Origin of the sequence: Citrobacter sp. Cf087 (assembly GCF_030334285.1) — a bacterium.
Taxonomy (GTDB): Bacteria; Pseudomonadota; Gammaproteobacteria; order Enterobacterales; family Enterobacteriaceae; genus Citrobacter; species Citrobacter freundii.
Genome location: NZ_JAOWED010000022.1, coordinates 433,073 through 456,912, shown reverse-complemented (window position 1 = coordinate 456,912; position 23,840 = coordinate 433,073). Strand labels below are relative to the sequence as shown.

General features: G+C 47.5%; 25 protein-coding genes and 4 pseudogenes. 22 read left to right on the top strand and 7 right to left on the bottom strand.

Annotated features, from left to right (window positions below):
• Positions 1 to 43: 43 nt before the first annotated feature.
• Together OGV57_RS04260 and waaZ are read left to right on the top strand one after the other, a co-directional pair.
• Complete coding sequence (locus OGV57_RS04260) at positions 44 to 2,131, top strand: TonB-dependent receptor (RefSeq protein ID WP_032936136.1); 2,088 nt, start codon at positions 44 to 46, stop codon at positions 2,129 to 2,131.
• 423 nt (positions 2,132 to 2,554) lie between these two features.
• Positions 2,555 to 3,331, top strand: coding sequence for a 3-deoxy-D-manno-oct-2-ulosonate III transferase WaaZ (waaZ, locus tag OGV57_RS04255; RefSeq protein ID WP_054528296.1), 777 nt, complete (start codon positions 2,555 to 2,557; stop codon positions 3,329 to 3,331).
• 31 nt (positions 3,332 to 3,362) lie between these two features.
• Here the strand turns inward: waaZ and OGV57_RS04250 are convergent, their stop codons facing one another.
• Together OGV57_RS04250 and pdeG are read right to left on the bottom strand one after the other, a co-directional pair.
• A complete protein-coding gene (locus tag OGV57_RS04250) occupies positions 3,363 to 3,560 on the bottom strand; it encodes a hypothetical protein (protein WP_044700054.1) in 198 nt (65 codons plus the stop codon).
• A gap of 169 nt (positions 3,561 to 3,729) precedes the next feature.
• Positions 3,730 to 5,253: a cyclic di-3',5'-guanosine monophosphate phosphodiesterase PdeG gene (gene pdeG, locus OGV57_RS04245; protein ID WP_054528295.1), complete on the bottom strand. Its 1,524-nt coding sequence runs from the start codon at positions 5,251 to 5,253 to the stop codon at positions 3,730 to 3,732.
• 239 nt (positions 5,254 to 5,492) lie between these two features.
• Here pdeG and OGV57_RS04240 point away from each other — a divergent pair, with 239 nt between their 5' ends.
• Positions 5,493 to 5,765, top strand: a complete 273-nt coding sequence (locus OGV57_RS04240; RefSeq protein ID WP_003030757.1) for a hypothetical protein — start codon at positions 5,493 to 5,495, stop codon at positions 5,763 to 5,765.
• Positions 5,766 to 5,869: 104 nt separating this feature from the next.
• Positions 5,870 to 5,970: pseudogene (locus OGV57_RS23770) on the top strand (cytochrome b); the annotation flags it as partial.
• Positions 5,971 to 6,030: 60 nt separating this feature from the next.
• On the opposite strand, the gene OGV57_RS04235 reads toward OGV57_RS23770, so the two are convergent.
• The 4 genes and pseudogenes from OGV57_RS04235 to OGV57_RS04225 form a co-directional block, all read right to left on the bottom strand.
• Positions 6,031 to 6,285, bottom strand: coding sequence for a hypothetical protein (locus OGV57_RS04235; RefSeq protein ID WP_003846687.1), 255 nt, complete (start codon positions 6,283 to 6,285; stop codon positions 6,031 to 6,033).
• 10 nt (positions 6,286 to 6,295) lie between these two features.
• Positions 6,296 to 6,769, bottom strand: coding sequence for an Ail/Lom family outer membrane beta-barrel protein (locus tag OGV57_RS04230; protein WP_224773599.1), 474 nt, complete (start codon positions 6,767 to 6,769; stop codon positions 6,296 to 6,298).
• Between the two features lie 544 nt (positions 6,770 to 7,313).
• Positions 7,314 to 7,379 (bottom strand): annotated as a pseudogene (locus tag OGV57_RS23765) (hypothetical protein); the annotation flags it as partial.
• Between the two features lie 301 nt (positions 7,380 to 7,680).
• Positions 7,681 to 7,871, bottom strand: a pseudogene (locus tag OGV57_RS04225) (S24/S26 family peptidase); the annotation flags it as partial.
• A 78-nt stretch (positions 7,872 to 7,949) separates the two neighbouring features.
• On the opposite strand from OGV57_RS04225, the gene OGV57_RS04220 reads away from it, so the two are divergent.
• Together OGV57_RS04220 and OGV57_RS04215 are read left to right on the top strand one after the other, a co-directional pair.
• Positions 7,950 to 8,192: a DinI family protein gene (locus OGV57_RS04220; RefSeq protein ID WP_003840850.1), complete on the top strand. Its 243-nt coding sequence runs from the start codon at positions 7,950 to 7,952 to the stop codon at positions 8,190 to 8,192.
• Between the two features lie 174 nt (positions 8,193 to 8,366).
• Positions 8,367 to 8,876, top strand: coding sequence for a DedA family protein (locus OGV57_RS04215; protein ID WP_054528294.1), 510 nt, complete (start codon positions 8,367 to 8,369; stop codon positions 8,874 to 8,876).
• 134 nt (positions 8,877 to 9,010) lie between these two features.
• On the opposite strand, the gene icd is transcribed toward OGV57_RS04215, so the two are convergent.
• Positions 9,011 to 10,261 (bottom strand): NADP-dependent isocitrate dehydrogenase, encoded by a 1,251-nt coding sequence (gene icd, locus OGV57_RS04210; RefSeq protein WP_003841892.1) that lies wholly within the window; start codon positions 10,259 to 10,261, stop codon positions 9,011 to 9,013.
• A 202-nt stretch (positions 10,262 to 10,463) separates the two neighbouring features.
• On the opposite strand from icd, the gene rluE reads away from it, so the two are divergent.
• The 16 genes and pseudogenes from rluE to phoQ all read left to right on the top strand — a co-directional run bounded on the left by rluE (position 10,464) and on the right by phoQ (position 23,771).
• A complete protein-coding gene (gene rluE / locus OGV57_RS04205; RefSeq protein WP_054528293.1) occupies positions 10,464 to 11,087 on the top strand; it encodes a 23S rRNA pseudouridine(2457) synthase RluE in 624 nt (207 codons plus the stop codon).
• Between the two features lie 13 nt (positions 11,088 to 11,100).
• On the top strand, positions 11,101 to 11,562 hold the full coding sequence (locus OGV57_RS04200) for an NUDIX hydrolase (protein WP_048211947.1): 462 nt from the start codon (positions 11,101 to 11,103) through the stop codon (positions 11,560 to 11,562).
• A 53-nt stretch (positions 11,563 to 11,615) separates the two neighbouring features.
• The gene (gene mnmA, locus OGV57_RS04195; RefSeq protein WP_048212599.1) at positions 11,616 to 12,722 is read left to right on the top strand and encodes a tRNA 2-thiouridine(34) synthase MnmA; all 1,107 of its coding nucleotides are present in this window, start codon (positions 11,616 to 11,618) and stop codon (positions 12,720 to 12,722) included.
• Positions 12,723 to 12,756: 34 nt separating this feature from the next.
• Entirely contained in the window at positions 12,757 to 13,398 is a 642-nt protein-coding gene (gene hflD / locus OGV57_RS04190) for a high frequency lysogenization protein HflD (RefSeq protein ID WP_016153409.1), read from the top strand.
• Between the two features lie 3 nt (positions 13,399 to 13,401).
• Positions 13,402 to 14,772: an adenylosuccinate lyase gene (purB, locus tag OGV57_RS04185; RefSeq protein WP_054528292.1), complete on the top strand. Its 1,371-nt coding sequence runs from the start codon at positions 13,402 to 13,404 to the stop codon at positions 14,770 to 14,772.
• A gap of 120 nt (positions 14,773 to 14,892) precedes the next feature.
• Positions 14,893 to 15,039 (top strand): annotated as a pseudogene (locus OGV57_RS04180) (SOS response-associated peptidase family protein); the annotation flags it as partial.
• Positions 15,040 to 15,192: 153 nt separating this feature from the next.
• Complete coding sequence (locus OGV57_RS04175; RefSeq protein ID WP_054528291.1) at positions 15,193 to 15,732, top strand: cytochrome b; 540 nt, start codon at positions 15,193 to 15,195, stop codon at positions 15,730 to 15,732.
• A 366-nt stretch (positions 15,733 to 16,098) separates the two neighbouring features.
• Complete coding sequence (locus tag OGV57_RS04170) at positions 16,099 to 16,755, top strand: thermostable hemolysin (protein WP_286530783.1); 657 nt, start codon at positions 16,099 to 16,101, stop codon at positions 16,753 to 16,755.
• Positions 16,736 to 16,882 carry a hypothetical protein gene (locus tag OGV57_RS04165; protein WP_226791592.1) on the top strand — a complete coding sequence of 49 codons (147 nt, stop codon included), beginning with the start codon at positions 16,736 to 16,738 and terminating at the stop codon, positions 16,880 to 16,882. Before OGV57_RS04170 ends, OGV57_RS04165 begins: the two co-directional genes overlap by 20 nt.
• Position 16,883: 1 nt before the next feature.
• Positions 16,884 to 18,167 (top strand): AMP-binding protein, encoded by a 1,284-nt coding sequence (locus tag OGV57_RS04160; RefSeq protein ID WP_230131690.1) that lies wholly within the window; start codon positions 16,884 to 16,886, stop codon positions 18,165 to 18,167.
• Complete coding sequence (locus OGV57_RS04155; protein WP_003841877.1) at positions 18,164 to 18,829, top strand: iron-containing redox enzyme family protein; 666 nt, start codon at positions 18,164 to 18,166, stop codon at positions 18,827 to 18,829. Before OGV57_RS04160 ends, OGV57_RS04155 begins: the two co-directional genes overlap by 4 nt.
• Positions 18,816 to 19,622: an SDR family oxidoreductase gene (locus OGV57_RS04150; RefSeq protein ID WP_054528290.1), complete on the top strand. Its 807-nt coding sequence runs from the start codon at positions 18,816 to 18,818 to the stop codon at positions 19,620 to 19,622. The genes OGV57_RS04155 and OGV57_RS04150 overlap by 14 nt, the downstream gene beginning before the upstream one ends.
• Positions 19,619 to 20,239: a hypothetical protein gene (locus OGV57_RS04145; protein ID WP_114070821.1), complete on the top strand. Its 621-nt coding sequence runs from the start codon at positions 19,619 to 19,621 to the stop codon at positions 20,237 to 20,239. The genes OGV57_RS04150 and OGV57_RS04145 overlap by 4 nt, the downstream gene beginning before the upstream one ends.
• 154 nt (positions 20,240 to 20,393) lie before the next feature.
• Positions 20,394 to 21,563, top strand: a complete 1,170-nt coding sequence (locus OGV57_RS04140) for a tyrosine-type recombinase/integrase (protein ID WP_054528289.1) — start codon at positions 20,394 to 20,396, stop codon at positions 21,561 to 21,563.
• Between the two features lie 73 nt (positions 21,564 to 21,636).
• Positions 21,637 to 22,308 (top strand): two-component system response regulator PhoP, encoded by a 672-nt coding sequence (gene phoP / locus OGV57_RS04135; RefSeq protein WP_003030783.1) that lies wholly within the window; start codon positions 21,637 to 21,639, stop codon positions 22,306 to 22,308.
• A complete protein-coding gene (phoQ, locus tag OGV57_RS04130; protein ID WP_003841868.1) occupies positions 22,308 to 23,771 on the top strand; it encodes a two-component system sensor histidine kinase PhoQ in 1,464 nt (487 codons plus the stop codon). Before phoP ends, phoQ begins: the two co-directional genes overlap by 1 nt.
• Positions 23,772 to 23,840: the final 69 nt, after the last annotated feature.

Here is a 23,840-nt window from a genome sequence, read left to right as displayed (position 1 = left end):
ACTTATCTTACTGCCTTTGATTTTTAACAAAGGAAGTTTGACTATGCGTTTAAAACCTGTTGCCTCTGTCGTTCTGTCCTGTTTAGGATTTTCCAGCCCCCTGGTATTTGCTGAAGATGTCATGGTGGTAACCGCTTCCGGTTACGAAAAGAAAATCACCAATGCCGCCGCCAGCGTCTCTGTTATTTCGCAGCAAGAGTTACAAACCAATAAATATAATGACTTAGGTGAAGCCCTGCGTTCTGTTGAAGGGGTAGATGTTGAAAGCAGCACCGGTAAAACTGGCGGTCTGGAGATCAGCATCCGTGGCATGCCCGCCAGCTATACCTTGATCCTGATTGACGGTATTCGTCAAAACGGCAGCAGCGACGTGACGCCAAACGGCTTCTCTGCCATGAATACCAGCTTTATGCCCCCGCTGGCGGCAATCGATCATATTGAGGTTATCCGCGGCCCGATGTCGACGCTTTATGGCTCCGACGCAATCGGTGGCGTGGTGAATATCATCACCAAAAAAAGCACCGATAAATGGAGCACTTCCATCAATACCGGCGTTAACCTGCAAGAGAGTAATAAATGGGGTAACAGTACGGTCGCCAACTTTTGGTCAAGCGGCCCGTTAATCGCGGGCGTACTGGATATGCAGGTTCGGGGGAGCACAACCCAGCGTCAGGGTTCCAGCGTCACTTCGCTGAGCGATACCTCTTCCACCCGCGTACCTTATCCAACCGAGTCGGAAAACTACAATATTGGCACGCGATTCGACTGGAAAGCCAATGAAAGCAATACGCTGTGGCTGGATCTCGACTCCGCCAGACAGCGTTATGACAACGATGACGGTCAGTTGGGTAACCTGACGGGAGGTTATGATAAAACGCTGCGCTATGAGCGTAACAAAGTGACCCTCGGCCACGATACCGCCTTAACGTTCGGCACCTGGAAATCCTCCCTCGGCTGGAATGAAACCGAGAACAAGGGCCGACAACTGGTCTCCTCCGCACTCACGCCAGAGAACGCAGGTCGGGCCGGTGACGCGCGTGAACTGAAGAACACCAACGTCATTCTGGACTCCGTGCTGCTGACACCACTAGGTGATTCGCATCTGTTAACCCTCGGCGGGGAATATTGGGATGCACGGATGAAAGATGGTGTGGTGCTGGCCAATACCGGCGAGACGTTCCACCAAAAAACGTGGGCAGCCTATGCCGAAGATGAATGGCATATTCTCGATTCGCTGGCCTTAACCGCAGGAACACGCTATGAGCATAACGATGTCTTTGGCGGTCATCTCAGCCCACGTGCGTATATGGTCTGGGACGTATCTGATGAATGGACCCTCAAAGGCGGCGTAACGACAGGTTATAAAGCACCATCACTGAGTCAGTTACATAACGGGATCAGCGGTGTAACCGCGCAGGGAACGGTGAATACAGTCGGTAACCCGGACCTCAAACCAGAGGAAAGCATCAGCTACGAAACCGGGCTGTATTACGAGAACAACGCCGGGCTTAACGCCAACATTACCGGCTTCTATACTGAATACAAAAATAAAATTGTCTCGTATTCTATCGATGATAATACCAACAGTTATACCAACAGCGGCAAGGCGAGGACCGATGGCGTTGAATTTGCCAGCACCTTCCCTCTATGGTCGGATGTGCTGACCTTATCTCTCAACTACACCTACACTCAGAGCAAGCAAAAAGATGGTGACAATAAAGGCGCGCCGTTAAGCTATACACCAAAGCATATGGCTAACGCCCGTCTGAACTGGCAGGCAACGGAAGATATGAACGCCTGGCTGAGCGCACGTTATCGCGGTAAGGCCCCACGCTTCACGGAAAATTACGACAATCTCAGCGCAGTACAAAAAGCCGTCTATGACGATAAAGGTGCTAATTTAAAAGCCTGGACCGTCCTGGACATGGGAATGTCTTACAAACTGACCAAAGATCTGACACTTAATACGGCAGTTAATAACGTGCTGGATAAAGACTTTAGCGAGGTTAAACTTTACCAGGTGGGCCGTAATAGCACCTACGCAGGTGATTATTATCAGACTGCACAATCCACTACCGGATACGTAAACCCGGGCCGTAACTACTGGGTATCGTTAAACTATCAGTTCTAATGTTGTTTTCCCTTCCTGACGGACTGGAATTGATAGCCCGTCAGGAATTATGTTACATCAAATAACAGGCGGATGATGTTATAAAATCGCACTCTTTATAAGGATATGATTAAAACACTCTCAGCCACCTGTAACTAAAAGTAACTAATTTTCATGTTAAATTCTTACCAGGCAAGAACACCAGAATCAGATTTATTCACACAACAAATGCCTAGATTTTAAAAACCGAAAAACAAAAGCCAACATCATCATATTTTTCTGAGTTACCAGACCTTACTCTCAAAAAACATTTATCAAAATAATAATAAAAATACATTCACATAATCAATTCTTCAAGTTTAAAAAACAAAAAGAAACATCTTCTTTGATTTGGAACGGATACTCAATGTTATTATTTCAAAAATAACATCCACGGTAACCGCCATGCTCATCACACGCGAAATACTTAATGGAATAATGGGTGAAAGAGTTTCCGATGATTGTATTATTTACTTGTCTGGACCTTCATCATTAGATACGCCCCTTGAGATAATGCGTAGTAAAAGCTGCATTTGCGTAAATGGTAGCGCAGGCTATTTAATTAACAACAATATCCCTGTATTTCTTTATGTTGTTTGTGACGGTTCTTTTTATGAAAACAATAAAGACTTATTTTATAAGTATTCCGCCTATGCTCAGCATACCTTTATTAGTGAAGATGTTATTAAAAGAGCTAATTCAACAGAGGCAGAGAACTTGCTCAACACATGTTTTCTGTTAAAGGACATTTGCAAATCCAGAGGTGGTATCGGTAGAAAGATTCGCTATAAAATAAAAACAATGACTAACAGGAATCTTCGAATTAAATGCTCTGCATTCAGAAAAGTGAAAACAATTGCATTTTCAACTGATATAACACATGGTCATTTTGGTAGTGCTACGGTCGCATTTAGCGCGTTACAAATAGCCTTTAGTCTAAAATTTGAAAGAATAATTTTTTCAGGTTTAGATTTGAAAGGTAGCTGTAAACGGTTTTACAATGAAGTTAACGCTCAACCCACGACTCTACCCGCTGATCTTAGCTTTATATTAAAGTCATTTTCTTATGTAAGTAGCCACTATGACGGTAAGATCTACAATCTTTCTCCACAAACAGCTATTCCCTACGATGTTATTCCGTTCATCAATACAGAAGAAGTAGCTTGTTCCACCTCCTACTAGCAATACACCAACGGTAAGAATATTTAAACAATTAATACAGAAACACCCCTTCTTGCGCCATTAGATACAATGTCAAAACAATAACCCCGACGATACCACCTAAAAACAGTACTGCGGCAATCGCAAACTGGTTGCGGTTTGTGTACTTCGTATTGTTTCGCACATCCAACTTTTTTTTCGCCGCTTTGTGACTTGAATCACGCTCCATCGCGAATGTTATATCTGCCATGCCATTATCCAGTTGCTGTATATGAAAACACAAATAACCACCATATCGATAAGGGTATAGATTTTAAATAACAGAATCTGAGATTTGTCTCACGATAAAGATAATCGTCGGATTTTTACTCCCGAAGCAGATTTCATGCTCCCTTTTCATCAATAAGGTTATCCTGTATTTATTCGACAAAAACCTTCACTTTAGGCTTTGCCAGCAGAATCATGACGAACTCAGTGAAGGCTACTGGTTTATAGAAATAGTACCCTTGCAGGAAAACAATGTTGTTTTTGTTGAGATAATCGAGCTGGGCCTTCGTTTCAACTCCTTCTGCAACGATGCTTAAAGATAGCTTGCGCGCCAGATCGAGAACACAATCCAAAATTCGGGTTGAATCGGGAAGCTCATTAACCCTTCCCACAAAGCTCTGATCGATTTTAATGTAATCAATGTGCAGGTCATGCAAATAAGAAAGCCCGGAATAGCCCGTACCAAAATCATCAAGCGCAATCACAAAGCCATTTTCATGCAGGATATTGAGCCTCTGCACAAGTTCTTCATCTACATGTAATGGCTCACGCTCAGTAACTTCAATCACCAGGTTGAGATCATGGCGGCTGAAGCTATCTTTGAATTTCAGACACTCTTCAACAAATGTAGGGGTAGTGATATGGGATGCGCTGAAGTTAATACCGACATGGAATCCAGATGGCAGTTTGCTGGCAATGGCGTTCATATTCGCCGCAACCTGCCTCATCAGACTTTGAGTTAGTGGCACTATCAGGCCTGATTTTTCGGCGACGGGAATGAAGGAGGCAGGAGAGATATATCCGGCTGTTGGATGTTTCCATCGGGCCAGCACTTCAACACCGCGTAACGTCCCCTCACGACCATTTACGATAGGTTGATAAAAAGGCACGATCTCTCCTTTTACTATCGCTCTGCGCAACGTTTCTTCTGGGGTATCGTTCTTATTTAGATATTTATCAATGGCATAAGCGGCTGCGAAAGATATTAACAGGATAAAAACCAGAATCCCTGAACCTTGTGTAACCAGCCTTTTTGCACTAAACAATGGCGGTTCATTATAAATAATGCTGAACGGATACTTTGCGGAATTTACCTGACCAGACATCTGTGAGCTTGCTGTAACGGTTTTCACATCACCCAATAAATCAAGCACTTCGTCACCTACGAGTAGTGAATATGTCACCCCCTTTAACGGAACATTCAATGCTCCACGGATATGCACCCCGCTAATAGTGACAATGATGTGGTTGGTTTGAAAACGAGTTTGATACAGCAGAACGGGTATCTCATTTTCCGTATTTCTTGCGGGAGTAAGCAGCAAATTTGTATCAGCAATCACCGGAATTTGCTTAAGCAAGATCCGATTACCTGGCAGTGACGTACACCAAAGCTTCCCCTGTCGGATAATGATCAGCGTTCGCAAATGAGGGCGAAGTGCAGCTTCAGTTCCAAGTTGGTATTGACCCTCCAGATCGCATTTTTTTTCGGCGATGTGCATAGCAGTTCGAGTTGCCTGGAAAGCTTCATCCAGTATGTTATCCATATTTTTCGCGGCATATCTGGCTCCTCCAAGGGTTTCTGTCGAAGAGGAATACCAAAGCTGCATATTAAGAATAAAAACACCTATCAAAAAAAGACACACCGCAGCGGTTACCGGTAAAAGTACTTTGCGCATTCTCATGTCCCGTGGCGAAAACTGATCAGTCGTTGCGATGAGCATTGACGTGTTCTAATTTATCTCTACAGAGCATGGTAGATAGAATCAAAAGTCGCCATGCGCCCAGTCACACTTCCAAAGCCACAACATAAGAAATTGATTTTTATATAAAATTAACCCTGAAAAGATCATAACAATAATGACATCCCTCCTTCCGATTTTGCTATCATATGAATGTACTAATAAGAGGTAAGCAAATGAAAATCTTTATCACTGACAATGAAGGGAATCTCATTCCTGTTGACGGAAAAAGCGTCGTGATCGAATTGAATAGCGGCGGAACTATTGAGATCGCCGAGGAGTACAGTCGGGACGATGTTCCTGAAGGTATTAATCTGTGGGGAGGACGAGAACCTTCCCCTTCACTCTCATTCGAGGAAATTAAAGCTCGAACAGAAGGCCTTGGTGTTTACCCCATTGCAGCCAATGCCCTGCACGTATTCCCATACAAACTTTCATCAAAAGAATGATTACATACAGCAGGCGAAGCGTTTTTCTCAAACCAAATTAAGGCCATTGTTATCATAAATACCTCTGGCCTTGGGGGGAGTCAATTCGCCAATATCTGTTACTTCTGATTGCAGTCCATGCTGGCGCTGCATTATTTCATCACTATATACAGAAAAAAATACGCTTTTGAGAGTGATTCCTGAGCATAAGCATTTGAATAATTAATAAATGATTATAATGTTAAGAACATAAGCACTCAAGACAGTAAGTACGTGGTCTAAAATATTAATCGTCATCATAATGCTTATGCTTCTTGCGATCACTCATAGACTCTTTAAAAGCATCTGCTTGTGTATTAGCAGCCTGCAGTCGACTCATGTTAGCACTGTAATTATTCCAATATTCTTTTTCTTCATGATAACAAACATCACGGCTAATTCCCTTCGCTTCGCACTTAGCTAAGCGTTGTTCTTCTGATACGCAACCAGACATCAAAGAAACAGTAGAAAATGCAACTAGTATTATCATTAATTTATTCATATAAATAACCTTAGAATTTCCAGCCGGCACCGACTACAATACTATTAGCTTGCGCGCCAAAGACCTTAGAACCTTCATAGCCTGCATCAACAGTGAAAGCTGCAATGGGGGTAAACTGAATACCAGCACCATAGGCAAAACCTGTAGAAGTATCAGTTTCACCATTAGCTTTGATCGCACCTCTCCCAATACCCACCATTACATAAGGTTTTATCACATCATTTACTTTATAACTTGCACCGACTAATGCAGAACCATAACCACGATCTATATCATTATCGTCATTTGCTGAAATAGTTAAGGATGTTATAACGCCTAAATCACTTTCATCTGGGGTATAACCATATTTAGCGTTAAGACCGTTAAGGTTCTGTCCATCTGTCCGGGTATGTACATAACCGCCGGTGACTACGCTTTCTCCTGCATAAACTGTCATAGCAAAGCATAATGTAACAGCCACTAAACCTGTTTTTAAACTTAGCATTTTAATAACCATTTTCATCATCAACTAATAGTAAGTTACATACATAACAAGGAGTCATGCTTTGAATTTTATTTCTCAAACATGTCGCCAAGATAAAAACAGAAAGGTAATAAAAAATCAATCGAGAAAAATGTTCTTTTTTGGACATTATTATCGTTCAGAATAATAAATTGTCATAACATGCTGATAAAAATGGATTTAAAATTAGAGAAAAATAACATTAAAACGCCACCACATTTAATATCCCCCCAATATTTTCTTGTTTTTAAAACGACTGTTTTACATCTAAAAATCAACAATATACAAACACCACTCAATTATAGTTAGCTCTCATGCCCGAATATATTTAAATAAATATTGAAAGATATGGATATCTTTTATCAATAAATAGAATTGTAATGACAAAGATAAAAATTAAATCTTTAGTGCTATTAAAATGAGTTTAATAGTCTGAGTGCCAGGAAAGCACTTTGCAGGTAAAAAAACGGGAACCAATCGGCTCCCATTCTTATACAACCCAGAATCTGGATTACATGTTTTCGATGATCGCGCCTTCCATACCTTTAACAATTAAGTCAGTCGCTTCGGTCCACCCCATGTGGCGCAACATTTCATTGCTAAAATCATAGCAACCATTTGATAAAGTCGAAATTATCATCCTCTCTACTTTCAAATCAGCCAGTAGCTACCATTTTAAACTCATTGATTATCTAAACTTTGGTTTTAGTTTTGGGGAAGAGTTTTCGCCAAGAATCCAAGTTTTTCACGCCAGCGCATTCAACATGTTGCGACCAATGACAAACCTTAATGGTGAAGCTTTTACAGTCGCTGAAATTCGCTATTAGCTAGAAGCGGAAGTCCGCCAGGCATTAGCGACATCGCTAAGTCTTAATTAATAGGGAGTAGGTTGCACATATCAGCAATGAGCCATCGCAGGCAGTAAGTGACGCATCCACAACAAGCAGCCCCCCTGACGTATTCCTTCCCTGAAATGTGAACGCGATGCCCGCATGAAATAAGTCGCTGCGGGCTGGCTGATTAGTTGCTGATCGAGGGAGATTCGTGTTTCAACATAATCTGCCGCAGGTGAAGGAAAGCCCATGTTTATGCCCTCTCTTGAATACCGGATAAAAACACAGTATAAATACTGTATACCCATCCAGTAAAAAGGCGATAAGCAATGTTCGTGGAACTCGTTTATGACAAAAGGAATTTTGATGGTCTGCCCGGTGCAAAAGATATCATTCTGGGCGAATTGACCAAGAGGGTTCACCGGATTTTCCCCGACGCTGATGTCCGGGTTAAACCGATGATGACATTGCCGGCGATCAACACTGACGCCAGCAAGCACGAGAAGGAACAGATAAGCCGTACTGTTCAGGAAATGTTTGAAGAGGCTGATATGTGGCTGGTTTCAGATTAAGTGCGTTCGATTCATCTTCCTTTACCCTATCCCGCTCAACTGTATTCTGCTGCTATACGCAGATAGCTGTCACAGCCGGGATTAAGTGCAGCAGTCAGTAATTCATCTGTGTTGAGGCCTGATTAAGCCGTATCGCGGTTAAATAGCCAAGGAACCTTAACTGGAGAAGCATTGATGGAGTGGGTAAACGCGTTGATGAGCCATTTCGCGCTTCATCCTTTCAGCCTGTGGGGCCTGCTTTTTGGAATAGCATTCGCAAAATCTACGTTCCTCATTTCAGCTGTATTACCGCCAGCATCTGTTATGTTGGTTGCTGTAATTTCCGTCGGCAAAGCGACTATTGCGCCATGGGAAGCGGGAATTGCTGTAATGATTGGCGCATGGTGCGGGACAATTGTTAATTATCACCTTGGAATGATGATGGGACATCTACCCTGGCTGGCACGCATCATGTCGCGTCATGCCGATACAGTAGTACGGGTTCGACGCCGGTTGCAAGACAGTTCTGTACCGATACTTTTTACTTCGCGCTTTATTGCCGTGCTGCGTTACATTGTGCCATTAGTTGCTGGAATGTTGCATCTTCATCCAGTGAAAGTGTATGCAGTCAGTCTGATCTCTGCGGCGACCTGGTCAGCGCTTTATGTCGGAGGCTTTAGTCTCGTTTTGCCTTTTTTTAGCTAAACCAAACATAAATAGACCACAACAAGCCCTGATCCCCCCTAGTGCTGGGCGGATAAAAAGACAGGGAAAGAATTTATCAGGCACAAAAAACGGGAACCAATCGGCTCCCGTTCTCATACAACCCAGAATGTGGATTACATGTTTTCGATGATCGCGTCGCCAAACTCACTACATTTCAGCAATTTAGCGCCATCCATCAGACGTTCGAAGTCATAGGTTACGGTCTTGGCGTTAATCGCGCCTTCCATACCTTTAACGATCAGGTCAGCCGCTTCGGTCCAACCCATGTGGCGCAGCATCATTTCTGCAGACAGAATGATAGAACCTGGGTTCACTTTATCCTGACCTGCATACTTCGGTGCAGTACCGTGGGTTGCTTCGAACAGTGCGCATTCGTCACCGATGTTTGCACCCGGCGCGATACCAATACCACCAACCTGTGCGGCCAGCGCATCGGAGATGTAGTCACCGTTCAGGTTCATACAGGCAATCACGTCATACTCAGCCGGGCGCAGCAGGATCTGTTGCAGGAACGCATCGGCAATGACGTCCTTAACCACGATCTCTTTACCAGTTTTCGGGTTCTTGATTTTAACCCACGGACCGCCATCAATCAGTTCACCACCGAACTCTTCACGCGCCAACTGGTAACCCCAGTCTTTGAACGCGCCTTCGGTGAATTTCATAATGTTACCTTTATGAACCAGGGTAACAGAATCACGATCGTTAGCGATGGCGTACTCAATCGCTGCACGAACCAGACGCTTGGTCCCTTCTTCGGAACACGGCTTGATACCGATACCGCAATGTTCCGGGAAGCGGATTTTCTTCACGCCCATCTCTTCGCGCAGGAATTTAATCACTTTCTCAGCATCAGCGGAGTCCGCTTTCCACTCAATCCCCGCATAGATATCTTCTGAGTTTTCACGGAAGATGACCATGTCGGTCAGTTCTGGGTGTTTAACCGGGCTAGGCGTACCCTGGTAATAACGCACCGGACGCAGGCAGACATACAGGTCAAGTTCCTGACGCAGGGCAACGTTCAGAGAGCGAATACCGCCGCCAACTGGAGTGGTCAGTGGGCCTTTGATGGCAACACGATATTCACGAATAAGATCAAGGGTTTCAGCAGGCAGCCAGACGTCCTGGCCATAAACCTGAGTGGATTTCTCACCGGTGTAGATTTCCATCCAGGAGATTTTACGCTCGCCTTTATAGGCTTTCTCGACAGCAGCATCGACAACTTTGATCATCGGTGGGGTTACATCAACGCCGATACCGTCGCCTTCAATGAACGGGATAATCGGATTTTCAGGAACGTTGAGTTTGCCGTTTTGCAGGGTGATCTTCTTACCTTCCGCCGGAACAACTACTTTGCTTTCCATTCACCTCTCCTTCGAGCGCTTCTGGTTCTGCTCGTCTGTCATCGCGCTGCATGTGCGTTTGCGTCCTGCTGCACGAATGCGTTAGAGCAATTTTTTGTTAATGTTTTGTAATGAGCATGTCAATACTACCCTAATGTTTGCCGCCATGAAAGACACTCGTTCTTAGGCTATAATGCGGCAATTGATATAATCTGAAAATACCATGCAAAAAACTTCTTTTAGAAATCACCGGGTTGAGCGATTCAGCTCACGACAAGTCACCAGGCAGCGTAAAGAAAACCAGCCAAAACGCGTGGTTTTGTTCAATAAACCCTACGATGTTTTGCCGCAATTTACGGACGAGGCAGGCAGAAGCACGTTAAAAGATTTTATTCCCGTGCCGGGAATCTATGCTGCGGGCCGACTCGACCGGGACAGTGAAGGGCTTTTGGTGCTGACCAATGACGGTGCGCTGCAGGCCCGTTTAACACAACCCGGAAAGCGCACCGGGAAAATTTATTACGTCCAGGTTGAAGGCGAGCCGACGACAGAAGCGCTGAATGCGCTGCGTACCGGGGTAACGCTCAATGACGGTCCCACGCTGCCAGCAGGTATTGAAGTGGTAGAAGAGCCTGCATGGCTGTGGCCGAGAAACCCACCCATTCGGGAGCGGAAAAATATCCCCACCACCTGGCTGAAAGTGACCTTATATGAAGGCCGCAACCGCCAGGTTCGCCGTATGACAGCACATGCTGGATTCCCGACGCTGCGCCTCATTCGCTACGCCATGGGAGATTACACACTGGATAATCTCGCCAATGGTCAATGGCGGGATGTAACTAACTGAATAAGGAACAGGTATGTTCAAACCGCACGTCACGGTCGCCTGCATTGTGCATGCAGAAGATAAGTTTTTGGTCGTTGAGGAAACAATCAATGGCAAAGCCTTGTGGAATCAACCAGCAGGACATCTGGAAGCGGATGAGACGTTAGTGCAGGCCGCCGCGCGCGAGCTCTGGGAAGAGACAGGTATCCACGCACAGCCACAACATTTCATTCGAATGCATCAATGGATTGCGCCGGATAAAACGCCCTTTTTACGTTTTCTGTTTTCTATCGAGCTTGCCAATATGTGCGCTACCGAACCTCATGACAGCGATATAGATTGCTGTCACTGGGTCAGCGCAGAAGAAGTTCTCTGCGCGCCAAACCTGCGCTCACCGCTGGTTGCGGAGAGCATTCGCTGCTACCAGAGCGGACAACGCTACCCGCTGGCGATGATCGGTGAATTTAACTGGCCGTTTACAGAGGGTGTCAAGTAAGGGGCTGCGTGCTAGAATATGCCGCCTTGAAGTTCAATGTCGTGAGTATTCCTATGTCTGAAAGCCCAAAAAAAGTGATCGTCGGCATGTCCGGCGGTGTCGATTCCTCCGTTTCTGCCTGGCTGTTGCAACAACAGGGTTATCAGGTAGAAGGCCTGTTCATGAAGAACTGGGAAGAGGACGATGGCGAGGAATATTGCACAGCAGCCGCCGACCTTGCGGATGCTCAGGCTGTCTGTGACAAACTCGGCATTGAGCTGCATACCGTCAACTTTGCCGCAGAATATTGGGACAACGTCTTTGAACTGTTCCTTGAAGAGTACAAAGCGGGTCGTACGCCGAACCCGGATATTCTGTGCAACAAAGAAATTAAGTTTAAAGCCTTCCTCGAATTTGCCGCTGAAGATTTAGGTGCCGATTACATCGCCACCGGTCACTACGTGCGTCGCGCGGATGTCGACGGTAAAAGTCGATTGCTGCGTGGGCTTGATGGCAATAAAGACCAAAGCTATTTCCTCTATACCCTCGGCCATGAGCAAATCGCGCAAAGCCTGTTCCCGGTTGGCGAACTGGAAAAACCGCAGGTACGTAAAATTGCCGAAGATCTGGGTCTGGTTACTGCGAAGAAAAAAGACTCCACCGGCATCTGCTTCATCGGTGAACGTAAGTTCCGTGAGTTCCTCGGTCGTTACCTGCCAGCACAACCCGGCAAGATCATTACCGTTGACGGTGAAGAAATTGGCCAGCATCAGGGGCTGATGTATCACACCCTGGGTCAGCGTAAAGGTCTGGGTATTGGCGGAACAAAAGAAGGTACCGAAGATCCATGGTATGTGGTGGATAAAGACGTTGAGAACAACATTCTGGTTGTCGCTCAGGGTCATGAACACCCGCGCCTCATGTCCGTTGGCCTGATTGCACAGCAATTACATTGGGTCGACCGTCAACCGTTCACCGGCACCATGCGCTGCACGGTGAAAACCCGCTATCGTCAGACCGACATTCCGTGCACCGTTAAGGCACTGGATGCCGAGCGTATTGAAGTCATTTTCGATGAACCCGTCGCGGCGGTAACGCCGGGTCAGTCGGCGGTCTTTTACAATGGCGAAGTGTGCCTCGGCGGCGGCATTATCGAACAACGATTGCCTCTGCCGGTATAATTATTTACACATTTGATACAAGGAAGCAGTGAACGTGGCAAAGAATTATTATGACATCACCCTCGCCCTGGCAGGCATTTGTCAGTCGGCACGCCTGGTGCAAGAACTGGCGCACCAGGGGCATTGTGATGCCGATGCATTACACGTTTCACTGAACAGCGTCATTGACATGAATCCCAGCTCTACGCTGGGCGTGTTTGGCGGCAGCGAGGCCAACCTGCGTCTCGGTCTGGAAACGATGCTCGGTGTGCTCAACGCCAGCAGCCGTCAGGGGCTGAACGCGGAACTTACCCGCTATACATTAAGCCTGATGGTACTGGAGCGTAAGCTTTCGGCCGCCAAAGGCGCCATGGACACGCTGGGAGACCGTATCAACGGCTTGCAGCGCCAACTGGACCATTTTGATTTGCAGTCAGAAACACTGATGAGTGCGATGGCCGGCATTTATGTTGACGTCATCAGCCCACTCGGCCCGCGTATTCAGGTCACTGGCTCCCCGGCTATCCTGCAGAGCCCACAGGTTCAGGCCAAAGTACGCGCTTCATTGCTGGCTGGCATTCGCGCTGCCGTGCTCTGGCATCAGGTAGGTGGCGGCCGTCTGCAACTCATGTTTTCTCGTAATCGCCTGACGACTCAGGCAAAACAAATTCTTGCTCATTTAACCCCGGAGTTGTGATCTATGGAATTATCCTCACTGACCGCCGTTTCCCCTGTCGATGGACGCTACGGCGATAAAGTCAGCGCGCTGCGCGGGATTTTCAGCGAATACGGTTTGCTGAAATTCCGTGTACAGGTTGAAGTACGCTGGCTGCAAAAACTGGCCGCGCACGCAGCGATCAAGGAAGTTCCTGCTTTTGCTGCCGACGCAATCGGTTACCTTGATGCGATCGTCGCTAACTTCAATGAAGAAGATGCTGCGCGTATCAAAACCATCGAGCGTGCGACCAACCATGACGTGAAGGCAGTTGAGTATTTCCTGAAAGAAAAAGTGGCGGATATCCCGGAACTGCACGCTGTTTCCGAGTTTATCCACTTCGCATGCACCTCAGAAGACATCAACAACTTGTCTCACGCGCTGATGCTGAAAACGGCGCGCGACGAAGTAGTCCTGCCGTACTGGCGCCAACTGATTGATGGCATCACCGCGCTTTCTGTTGAATATCGCGATATTCCCCTGCTCTCCCGTACTCACGGTCAACCTGCCACCCCGTCAACGATGGGCAAAGAGATGGCAAACGTGGCGTACCGCATGGAACGTCAGTATCGCCAGCTCAACCAGGTTGAAATCCTCGGTAAAATCAACGGTGCTGTGGGTAACTATAACGCCCACATCGCCGCTTACCCGGAAGTTGACTGGCATCAGTTTAGCGAAGAGTTCGTCACCTCGCTGGGCATCCAGTGGAACCCCTACACCACGCAGATTGAGCCGCACGACTACATTGCTGAGCTGTTTGATTGCATCGCCCGTTTTAACACCATTCTGATCGATTTCGATCGCGACGTCTGGGGTTACATTGCGTTGGGTCACTTCAAGCAGAAAACTGTTGCCGGTGAAATTGGTTCTTCCACCATGCCGCACAAAGTAAACCCTATCGATTTCGAAAACTCTGAGGGTAACCTGGGCCTGTCTAACGCGGTTCTGCAACACCTGGCGAGCAAACTGCCGGTTTCCCGCTGGCAGCGCGACCTGACCGATTCAACCGTTCTGCGTAACCTGGGCGTGGGCATTGGCTATGCGCTGATCGCCTATCAGTCCACGCTGAAGGGTGTGAGCAAACTGGAAGTGAACCGCGATCATCTGCTGGATGAACTGGATCATAACTGGGAAGTTCTGGCAGAGCCGATCCAGACCGTGATGCGTCGCTATGGCATTGAAAAACCGTACGAGAAGCTGAAAGAACTGACTCGCGGCAAACGCGTTGACGCCGAAGGTATGAAGCAGTTTATCGATGGTCTGGCACTGCCGGAAGAAGAGAAAACTCGCCTGAAAGCAATGACGCCTGCCAATTATATTGGTCGCGCCATCGCCATGGTTGATGAACTGAAGTAATCAGCAACTCCCCAGATGCTGAACAGAAGCCGGATAAGCGTAAGCGATTCCGGCTTTTTATCACCCGCTACATTATCCCTTCCCCCCCACCACATTTGCCCCCAAATAAGTAACAATCTATGGTGGTCTAAGCTGCTACTAATTTATCCACGATCTGAAACTGCAGCCACCCGCAGAATGTTTAAACCACTCTGGCAGCATGGCCGCGCAATTTTCTTTGCTGATGGTTGCTACGAATGGAAAAATGAAGGCAACAAGAAACAGCCCGGATTGCCGGAAAGGACCCGTAAGTGATAATAATTATTAAAACATTCACGTGCGGTCATTGGAATAACAATTTCTTAATCTCTCAACGAAAATAAGGATTTGTTAAGCTTCATACTTTATGGTCGATGCAACACACCCTTTGAGGAAACAATAATGATGAAATTCTCAAAACTTCAGATTCGCTTACACTGGCTGACTCTGATGTTAATAGCGATAACCTATGCAGCTATGGAGCTACGCGGCTGGTTTCCTAAAGGCAGCAACACCTACCTGCTCATGAAAGAAACACATTACAATGCCGGGGTATTTGTCTGGTTTTTAATGATAATACGATTAATTATTAAACATAAGTATCATGACCCAGCCATCACTCCGCCCCCACCGACCTGGCAGATGATGGCTGCTAAAATAATGCATATCCTGCTATACATTTCTTTTTTGGCTCTGCCATTATTAGGTATTGCAATTATGGCTTACGGTGGGAAGGACTGGAGCTTCTTAAGTTTTAACATTTCACCTTTCGTTACTCCTGACGGGGAAACAAAATCACTTATTAAAGATATTCACGAAACACTGGCAAACGTCGGATACTTTTTAATTGCAGCGCATGCAGGTGCAGCGTTATTTCATCACTACGTCCAGAAAGATAATACTCTTTTGAGAATGATCCCTGACTGTAACGATAAGAAATAAATACAAATTTTAATGTTTAACATTACAGCAGGCACTCAGTGAATGCCTGCTGTAATCCTGGAGAATTGGTATCGCGTCTTTTGGTAGTTCTTTAGTGCGATCAATGGCTAATTCAACTCCCATAATTACCTCCGATGTATACACTGTTTTTTTATACAGCCCCCCTGTAAGCAGAAATGATCAACGATTTAAGAGCGCAAATTATTAATTTTTTACGTAATGTATTTACACATCAGATATTCCGTTTTTTCGGGTCCTACACATTTTTGTCGCGACATTGGATTTAAATTACCTGGCTCATGCTCAACTTAATGTTGACATAATGTTGACTCGCCATACTGGTAAGACGCTAAAAGAGGTCTTCCTATGCGAATCTTATCTCCTTATACGTTGCGCTGGCTTCCAGGTGAACGTGAGCAAAATGATATTTCAGAGTTTATTCGTGAAAGTTATTCTCAGTTTTATCATGCTTCTCTTCCTCGCTGCATGCCATGGTTACTTGGAATGTTCGATGCCAACGGAGAATTAAAAGCAGCCTGTGGCGTCCAGCCGGCCTCAATGGGCAAGATATACCTCGAACACTATCTTGATGTCCCGGTTGAAGTCGTGCTGTCTGCACGATTGTCACATCCCGTTTCACGCGACTCGATTGTTGAAATTGGTAATTTTGCCGCGAGCGATGGGGCAAGCACCCGAATAATGTATGCGGCTCTATGCCTGCTTCTCAATCAATACTGCTATTCGTGGATTGTCTTTACCGGAACTAAAAAAATACGCAATACCTTTTTCCGCCTGAATCTGCAACCAGTCACATTGATGCCTGCTGACTCGACAAGGCTTGGCGAAGCTGCGCGTGAATGGGGGAGCTATTACGAACATGACCCGCAAATTATGGCGGGGGAGTTACATGGTGGGCAAACCACACTGAGTCAGACCAGCCTGTTGCTGGGAATGTTTGCTGATCCGCCTTCTGCTCCCTGGATAACCCCTTCCGGAGGATCTTATGCTTCTGAACACGCTTGAGAAACAGGCTGCGCTTCAGCCAAATGCCATCGCCCTGCAGGGCGATTCTCGCTCGTGGAGCTGGCAGCAATACCATGATGCCGTTAAAGCAGTGGCCGAACAATTAGGTAAAACGGCTGGCACTTGAAATGGATAACAGCCCTGAATGGGCCATCATCGATCTCGCATGCCTGATAAGTGGAGTGGTGATCATCCCTGTCCCCTCCTTTTTCAGCGGGCAACAGAAAGCCTGGGTACGATCATCAGCCTCTGTGGATGCACAAATCGGTGGAGAAATCCTGGCGGATTGGCAGGAACACGATTTTGTACTCGGGAGACTGCAAATCCGTGCAGTAGAGGACCCCGTGACTCTGCCGGCAGGAACGGCAAAGATAACGTATACCTCCGGTACAACCGGAGAGCCAAAAGGCGTCTGTCTGAGTCTGGATGGTATGGTATGGATGGCTCAAACGTTAGCGGCCGCATTGCACCCCCTGAAACTGGAAAAACACCTGGTGACACTGCCCCTCAGTATTCTGCTGGAAAATCTGTGCGGCGTTTACATCCCTCTGCTACTTGGCGCTGAGACGGTGATTCTCCCACCCTCCCGGATTGGGTTTGAAGGTTCCAGCCGCTTTAATCCAGCCCAGTTTCTTCAGGCGCTGACCACCTGGTGCCCACAAAGTCTGGTGCTGGTACCAGAGTTGCTACGTGTGTTACTGCATCTACACAAGCAGGTACCAGGCAGTACGCAATCTTTACGGTTTGTCGCCGCAGGCGGTGGCAAGGTTCCGGCTTCATTGCTGACAATGGCGATAAAGAGTGGCTTACCTGTATATGAAGGATACGGTCTCTCAGAATGTGGCTCTGTCGTTGCCCTCAATCTGCCCGACGCTATAAAAGAGAACAGCGTCGGTCGGCCATTGCCAGGTATCCAGATCAATGTTGATGACCAGCAACAATTGTGTGTCACCAGCCCGGCTAACGCTTTGGGATATCTGGGATCCGCACCAGCCTCCCCAACAGTTGCCACCGGCGATCTTGGCAGTGTTGATGAACACGGGTTTGTTCGTATTCAGGGGCGCCTGAAGAATGTCCAGATAAACGCTTTTGGTCGTAATTTTTCACCTGAATGGCCTGAGGCAGAGGCCATGACCTGTCCAGCTGTACGCCGGATAGTGATTTTTGGAGAAGGCTTAAGGCATAACGTTGCACTCGTCGATGTCTTCGACGGGCAACAGATGCAGGCCCGCGAGCAGCTGCTGGCCCTTTCAGCTCGCCTGCCTGATTATGCGCAGTTCCATCGCCTGTTATTCACTTCAGCTATATCAGAGCCTGGCATGCTCACTGCAAATGGCCGCCCACGCCGGGAACTCATCCGGCAATCCCTCTGGCAACACATTCTCACCTGTAGTGAAGAGGAGTCATCATGAGCTTTTATAACAAATTACAACAACAGACTGAGGCCGAACGCCGGAGTTTACTCTCCTCGCCTGTCATCGCGCGCTGCCAGACTGGTGACATCTCGCGCGACCTGTATATCGCTTTTCTGACACAGGCTTACTATCACGTCAGCCATACCGTCCCCCTGTTGATGAGTGCTGGCAGCCGTTTGCCAGCCTCACATGAAGCCATTCGGGGCGCAATTGCTGAATATATTGACGAAGAGTACGGGCATCAGGAATGGATCCTGAACGATATTCAGGCTTGCGGCGGTGATGCGGAAAGCGTTCGCAATGGCACCCCAGGGATACCGATAGAAATGATGGTGGCCTGGCTCTACTACCGCATTGAACGGGTCAACCCTATGAGTATTTTTGGCATGGTACAGGTTCTGGAGGGAACCAGCGTATCTATTGCTACCGCGATTGCAGCCCAGGTGGAACGGACACTGGGGTTGCCAGAACAGGCGACAACCTACCTGCGTTCACACGGTGAACTTGATCAAGGACATCTTAAATTTTTCGCCTCACTTATGGATACCGTGACTGACGAGGCCGATCAGGCAGCCATTATCTATGCCGCTCGTCGCGTCTATCACCTGTACACAGAGATGCTTAACCAACTGGGGCAGACCACGTATGAACCTGCATGATAAAACCGTTCTGCTGACTGGCGCCAGCGGTGGTATCGGACAAGAGCTGGCGCACAGGCTGGCGCACAAAGGAGCCAGACTCTGCCTGGTTGGACGAAATGCACAGGCGATGACGCTTCTGAAAGAGATGCTTCCCTATCCGGAACGGCATCATATTGTGCTAATGAGCAGTTATACTGATGACGAAATCGTCGCGCTGGCCAGCAGATTCAAAGATGAGAACAAACTGGATATCCTGATCAACAATGCCGGAACCAGCCGTTTTGCACTGTTTGAACAACAGTCTTTTGACGATATTCGGGAACAGATTAGAACCAATATCGAAATCCCCACTCTGTTGACCCGCGCCATGCTGGATAAGTTTAATCCACAGGGCATCATCCTAAACATTGGTTCGATATTTGGTGAGATTGGCCACCCTGCCTGGAGCGTGTATAGCGCCACCAAAGCGGCCACGCACCGTTTGTCGGAAGCGCTGGGGCGCGAATTAAAGGGGAATGGTATCAGCGTACTGTATGCCGCGCCGCGTGCTACCGAAACGGCGCTCAACAGTGACGAGGTTTACGCGCTTAACCGCAAACTGGGCAACAGCAGTGACTCCCCACAATTTGTCGCCGTACGTCTGGTACATCTCCTTGAGACAGAGCAGAAACGCTACCGCTTCGGCACGATGGAACGTCTGTTCGTTAAAATCAATGCCTGGTTTCCCGGTATGGTAGACAAAGCGCTGGGTAAAAAATTAGCAGTGATCCAGTCCTATACCCAGGGCACATTCAAAGGTGAAGACAAATGAAAATTATAAAAACGTTGCTCCTGACAGCAGCTTTTCCCGCCTCTGCCATGGCGACTACCACGCTGGAAAACCTCCAGCACGACTGGTCCGTTTGTCAGTATCAGACCCTTGAAGCAAAAAAAGAGAGCTGCTTTACCACACTAAGTCAGCGGGCCCATAGTGCGAGTCAGGCAAAAAATAATGCTGACGCAGCATTGCTTATTTGGTCGGCGATTATCGACAGTAGCTGGGCGGGGGCTAAAGGAGGGCTGGGTGCATTGAGTCTGGTCAAACAGGCCCGTAGCGATCTGGAAAAAGCGATCAGCATCGACCCCAATGCTTTACAAGGATCAGCCTGGACCAGCCTTGGGGCGCTATATTATCAGGTTCCCGGCTGGCCGATTGGGTTTGGTGATAAAAGCAAAGCCGAAGAAATGCTGAAAAAAGCACTGGCGATAAATCCTGATGGCATCGATCCAAACTATTTTTATGGTGACTTTTTGCTGAAAGAGAAAAAGACTGGCGAAGGGAAACGCTATCTGGAAAAGGCTCTTAAAGCGCCGGCTCGCCAGGGGCGTGAGATTGCCGACCAGGGACGCCATCGCGATATAGCAAAAGACCTGGAAAGTATTCAGTAAAATATTCAACCCCTGCGTTGTTATAACGCCAGGGGTTGTTGATCTGTAAATCCGTGTCACCTTTCCTCAATTGGCGAACTCTCCGTGATGATTTACTCGGTAATGATCATAAGGGCATTTCAGTCCCCCCATACCCATCCCATATGGTTTTAGGGTGTATTCAGGCAATCTTCGCGCGCTCATCACAAGCGAAATACAGCTCGGTAAGTTCGACTATGCGGAACGTTTCCCGGAATCCAAAGCGCTTAAGAAGTTCATCACAACCCAAAAAATCATCACGTTTAAAGAACTGAGTGATTTTTTTACAGACACCAAAGCCTTAGAGGTATCTGGTGCAACACTGCTATCGCTTACTTCGGTCGTAAATACGTTACTGCGTGTAATCGGAGAAAATACCCGTCTGGTAGATATTGAGCATGCCGACATTTTGCATTACCGAAAGGAGTTATTGACCGGGACAATTATTAACCCGGCAATGCCGAATCTGGCCAGGCAGGGCCGCGCGCCCTCAACAGTCAATAAACAGATGGCAGTTTTATCAGAAATGCTTAAGCTCGCAAACCGAAGCCAGTTTATATTGCATGCTCCTTATGAAGGAGTGTCGCGACTCAAGTTATCTAAAAATGATCCCGACCCACTTTTACTTCATGAGTACCAGGCACTGATAGCCGCCCTTCCCCGTAGCCAGGCATTAATCATCATTGTTGCCGTTCATACGGGGATGAGGCCGGGCGAGATATGCGCCCTGGCATGGGAAGACATTGATTTGGTAAAAGGTGAAATCCACGTATCCAGAAGTTTGACGAATAAGCGAGTATTTGTACCCCCTAAGACAGATGCCGGAATAAGGACGATAACGTTGCTTAAACCTGCTCTGGATGCACTGAAGGAACAATACGAAGTCACCGGCGCTAATCCGAAGCAAGAAATTCGATTTCACCATCGGGAGATCGGAAAAACTGAGCAGCAATCTCTTCGCTACGTTTTTTCACCGACAGCATATTCGTCAAAAAAAGGCAGTTACTTCTCCAAGAACTCGATTGCCTATGGCTGGAAGCGAGGCACTAAACTTGCAAATATCCGCGAAAGGAATCCTTATCAGTCACGGCATACCTACGCATGCTGGACGTTGATGGCCGGAGCGAACCCGTCATTCATAGCGAGTCAGATGGTACATGAAGATGCGCGCATGGTGTACGAGGTTTACTCCAAGTGGATTGGCGACATGAACCAGGATCAGGTCAACATGCAGAACAATCAGATGCCAACAGCACTGCCCCCTGGACGCCCCCACGGGCAGGGGAGCATGAGAAAAGTTATTTAATTTCATAGCGCTGCTTTCAATCCACATAATCAGCGTTAAACTATTCATACCATTATTTTAGGGAGAAACGATGATGCGCGTACTGGTTGTCGAGGATAATGCTTTATTACGCCACCACCTCAAGGTTCAGTTACAGGATTTAGGGCATCAGGTGGATGATGCAGAAGATGCGAAGGAAGCGGACTATTATCTGAATGAGCATCTGCCGGATATCGCGATCGTTGATTTAGGGCTCCCCGATGAAGATGGTTTGTCGCTAATCCGCCGCTGGCGCAGTAATGAGGTTTCGCTGCCAATTCTGGTATTAACCGCGCGCGAAGGCTGGCAGGACAAAGTGGAAGTCCTCAGTGCAGGCGCTGACGATTATGTCACCAAACCGTTTCACATCGAAGAAGTGGCTGCACGCATGCAGGCACTGATGCGTCGAAACAGCGGTCTGGCATCGCAAATTATCTCCCTTCCGCCTTTTCAGGTAGACCTCTCCCGACGCGAGTTATCCGTCAATGATGAGGTTATCAAGCTCACGGCGTTTGAATATACCATTATGGAAACTCTCATCCGTAATAATGGCAAAGTGGTCAGTAAAGATTCGCTCATGTTGCAGCTTTATCCGGATGCCGAGCTGCGCGAAAGTCACACTATTGATGTCCTGATGGGGCGTCTACGTAAAAAAATTCAGGCGCAATATCCGCATGAGGTGATCACTACCGTACGTGGACAAGGCTATCTTTTCGAACTGCGCTAATGAATAAACTATTGCGTCATTTTTTCCCGTTATCGCTGCGGCTGCGCTTTTTACTGGCCACCGCGGGCGTGGTATTGGTGCTTTCACTGGCCTACGGCATGGTTGCCCTGGTAGGCTATAGCGTCAGCTTTGATAAGACAACGTTCCGCCTGCTGCGGGGCGAAAGTAATCTGTTTTATACCCTGGCGAAATGGGAAAACGGCAAGATTAACATCGAGCTGCCCGAGAACCTCGACATGCAAAGCCCAACAATGTCTCTGATTTACAATGAAGCGGGTGAACTTCTGTGGGCGCAGCGCAATGTTCCCTGGCTGACGAAAAGTATCCAACCGGACTGGCTAAAAACCAACGGATTTCATGAGATTGAAGCCAACGTAGACGCTACCAGCACCCTACTGGGCGAAGATCACTCCGCGCAGCAGCAGTTAAAAGAAGTCAGAGAAGATGACGACGACGCCGAAATGACCCACTCCGTGGCGGTAAACGTCTACCCTGCTACTGCCAGAATGCCGCAACTGACCATTGTGGTTGTCGATACCATTCCAATAGAGCTAAAGCGCTCGTATATGGTCTGGAGCTGGTTTATTTATGTGCTGGTCGCCAATCTGTTGCTGGTCATTCCGCTGTTATGGGTGGCCGCGTGGTGGAGCCTGCGGCCGATTGAATCGCTGGCGCGTGAAGTCCGTGAGCTTGAGGAACATCATCGTGAGATGCTAAACCCCGCCACCACACGCGAATTGACCAGCCTGGTTCGTAATCTCAATCGGCTGTTAAAAAGCGAACGTGAGCGTTATGACAAATACCGCACCACGTTAACAGACCTCACCCATAGTCTGAAAACACCACTGGCGGTATTGCAGAGTACTCTGCGCTCAATGCGTAATGAAAAGATGAGCGTCAGCGACGCAGAGCCTATCATGCTGGAACAAATCAGCCGTATTTCCCAACAGATAGGCTATTACCTGCATCGCGCCAGCATGCGTGGCAGCAGTGCCCTGCTCAGCCGCGAACTGCACCCGATCGCGCCGTTGCTGGATAAACTGACCTCGGCACTGAATAAGGTGTATCAGCGTAAAGGCGTCAACATTAATCTCGATATCTCACCTGAAATCAGCTTTGTGGGCGAACAGAATGATTTTGTCGAGGTGTTGGGCAACGTACTGGATAACGCCTGTAAATATTGTCTGGAGTTTGTCGAGATTTCAGCGCAACTGTCTGAGGATCAGCTGCATATTCTGGTTGAAGATGATGGTCCTGGTATTCCGCAAAGCAAACGGGAAGTGGTGTTTGACCGTGGACAGCGCGTAGATACGCTACGTCCAGGACAAGGCGTCGGTCTGGCGGTGGCGAGAGAAATCACCGAACAGTATGACGGGCAGATTATTGCCGGTGATAGCCTGCTGGGTGGTGCGCGCATGGAAGTTATTTTTGGTCGCCAGCAGCCGGGCCAGAAAGACGAGTAATCGTCGCATGTAATAAATATGTACTGACTTCACGCTTGAGGTTAAGTATCCGTTATAATCGGTTGCAGA

Coding starts and splice junctions, on each gene's coding strand:
- OGV57_RS04260 (WP_032936136.1), top strand. CDS start 44: ATGCGTTTAAAACCTGTTGCCTCTGTCGTTCTGTCCTGTTTAGGATTT.
- waaZ (WP_054528296.1), top strand. CDS start 2,555: ATGCTCATCACACGCGAAATACTTAATGGAATAATGGGTGAAAGAGTT.
- OGV57_RS04250 (WP_044700054.1), bottom strand. CDS start 3,560: ATGGCAGATATAACATTCGCGATGGAGCGTGATTCAAGTCACAAAGCG.
- pdeG (WP_054528295.1), bottom strand. CDS start 5,253: ATGCGCAAAGTACTTTTACCGGTAACCGCTGCGGTGTGTCTTTTTTTG.
- OGV57_RS04240 (WP_003030757.1), top strand. CDS start 5,493: ATGAAAATCTTTATCACTGACAATGAAGGGAATCTCATTCCTGTTGAC.
- OGV57_RS04235 (WP_003846687.1), bottom strand. CDS start 6,285: ATGAATAAATTAATGATAATACTAGTTGCATTTTCTACTGTTTCTTTG.
- OGV57_RS04230 (WP_224773599.1), bottom strand. CDS start 6,769: ATGCTAAGTTTAAAAACAGGTTTAGTGGCTGTTACATTATGCTTTGCT.
- OGV57_RS04220 (WP_003840850.1), top strand. CDS start 7,950: ATGTTCGTGGAACTCGTTTATGACAAAAGGAATTTTGATGGTCTGCCC.
- OGV57_RS04215 (WP_054528294.1), top strand. CDS start 8,367: ATGGAGTGGGTAAACGCGTTGATGAGCCATTTCGCGCTTCATCCTTTC.
- icd (WP_003841892.1), bottom strand. CDS start 10,261: ATGGAAAGCAAAGTAGTTGTTCCGGCGGAAGGTAAGAAGATCACCCTG.
- rluE (WP_054528293.1), top strand. CDS start 10,464: ATGCAAAAAACTTCTTTTAGAAATCACCGGGTTGAGCGATTCAGCTCA.
- OGV57_RS04200 (WP_048211947.1), top strand. CDS start 11,101: ATGTTCAAACCGCACGTCACGGTCGCCTGCATTGTGCATGCAGAAGAT.
- mnmA (WP_048212599.1), top strand. CDS start 11,616: ATGTCTGAAAGCCCAAAAAAAGTGATCGTCGGCATGTCCGGCGGTGTC.
- purB (WP_054528292.1), top strand. CDS start 13,402: ATGGAATTATCCTCACTGACCGCCGTTTCCCCTGTCGATGGACGCTAC.
- OGV57_RS04175 (WP_054528291.1), top strand. CDS start 15,193: ATGATGAAATTCTCAAAACTTCAGATTCGCTTACACTGGCTGACTCTG.
- OGV57_RS04170 (WP_286530783.1), top strand. CDS start 16,099: ATGCGAATCTTATCTCCTTATACGTTGCGCTGGCTTCCAGGTGAACGT.
- OGV57_RS04165 (WP_226791592.1), top strand. CDS start 16,736: ATGCTTCTGAACACGCTTGAGAAACAGGCTGCGCTTCAGCCAAATGCC.
- OGV57_RS04160 (WP_230131690.1), top strand. CDS start 16,884: ATGGATAACAGCCCTGAATGGGCCATCATCGATCTCGCATGCCTGATA.
- OGV57_RS04155 (WP_003841877.1), top strand. CDS start 18,164: ATGAGCTTTTATAACAAATTACAACAACAGACTGAGGCCGAACGCCGG.
- OGV57_RS04150 (WP_054528290.1), top strand. CDS start 18,816: ATGAACCTGCATGATAAAACCGTTCTGCTGACTGGCGCCAGCGGTGGT.
- OGV57_RS04145 (WP_114070821.1), top strand. CDS start 19,619: ATGAAAATTATAAAAACGTTGCTCCTGACAGCAGCTTTTCCCGCCTCT.
- phoP (WP_003030783.1), top strand. CDS start 21,637: ATGCGCGTACTGGTTGTCGAGGATAATGCTTTATTACGCCACCACCTC.
- phoQ (WP_003841868.1), top strand. CDS start 22,308: ATGAATAAACTATTGCGTCATTTTTTCCCGTTATCGCTGCGGCTGCGC.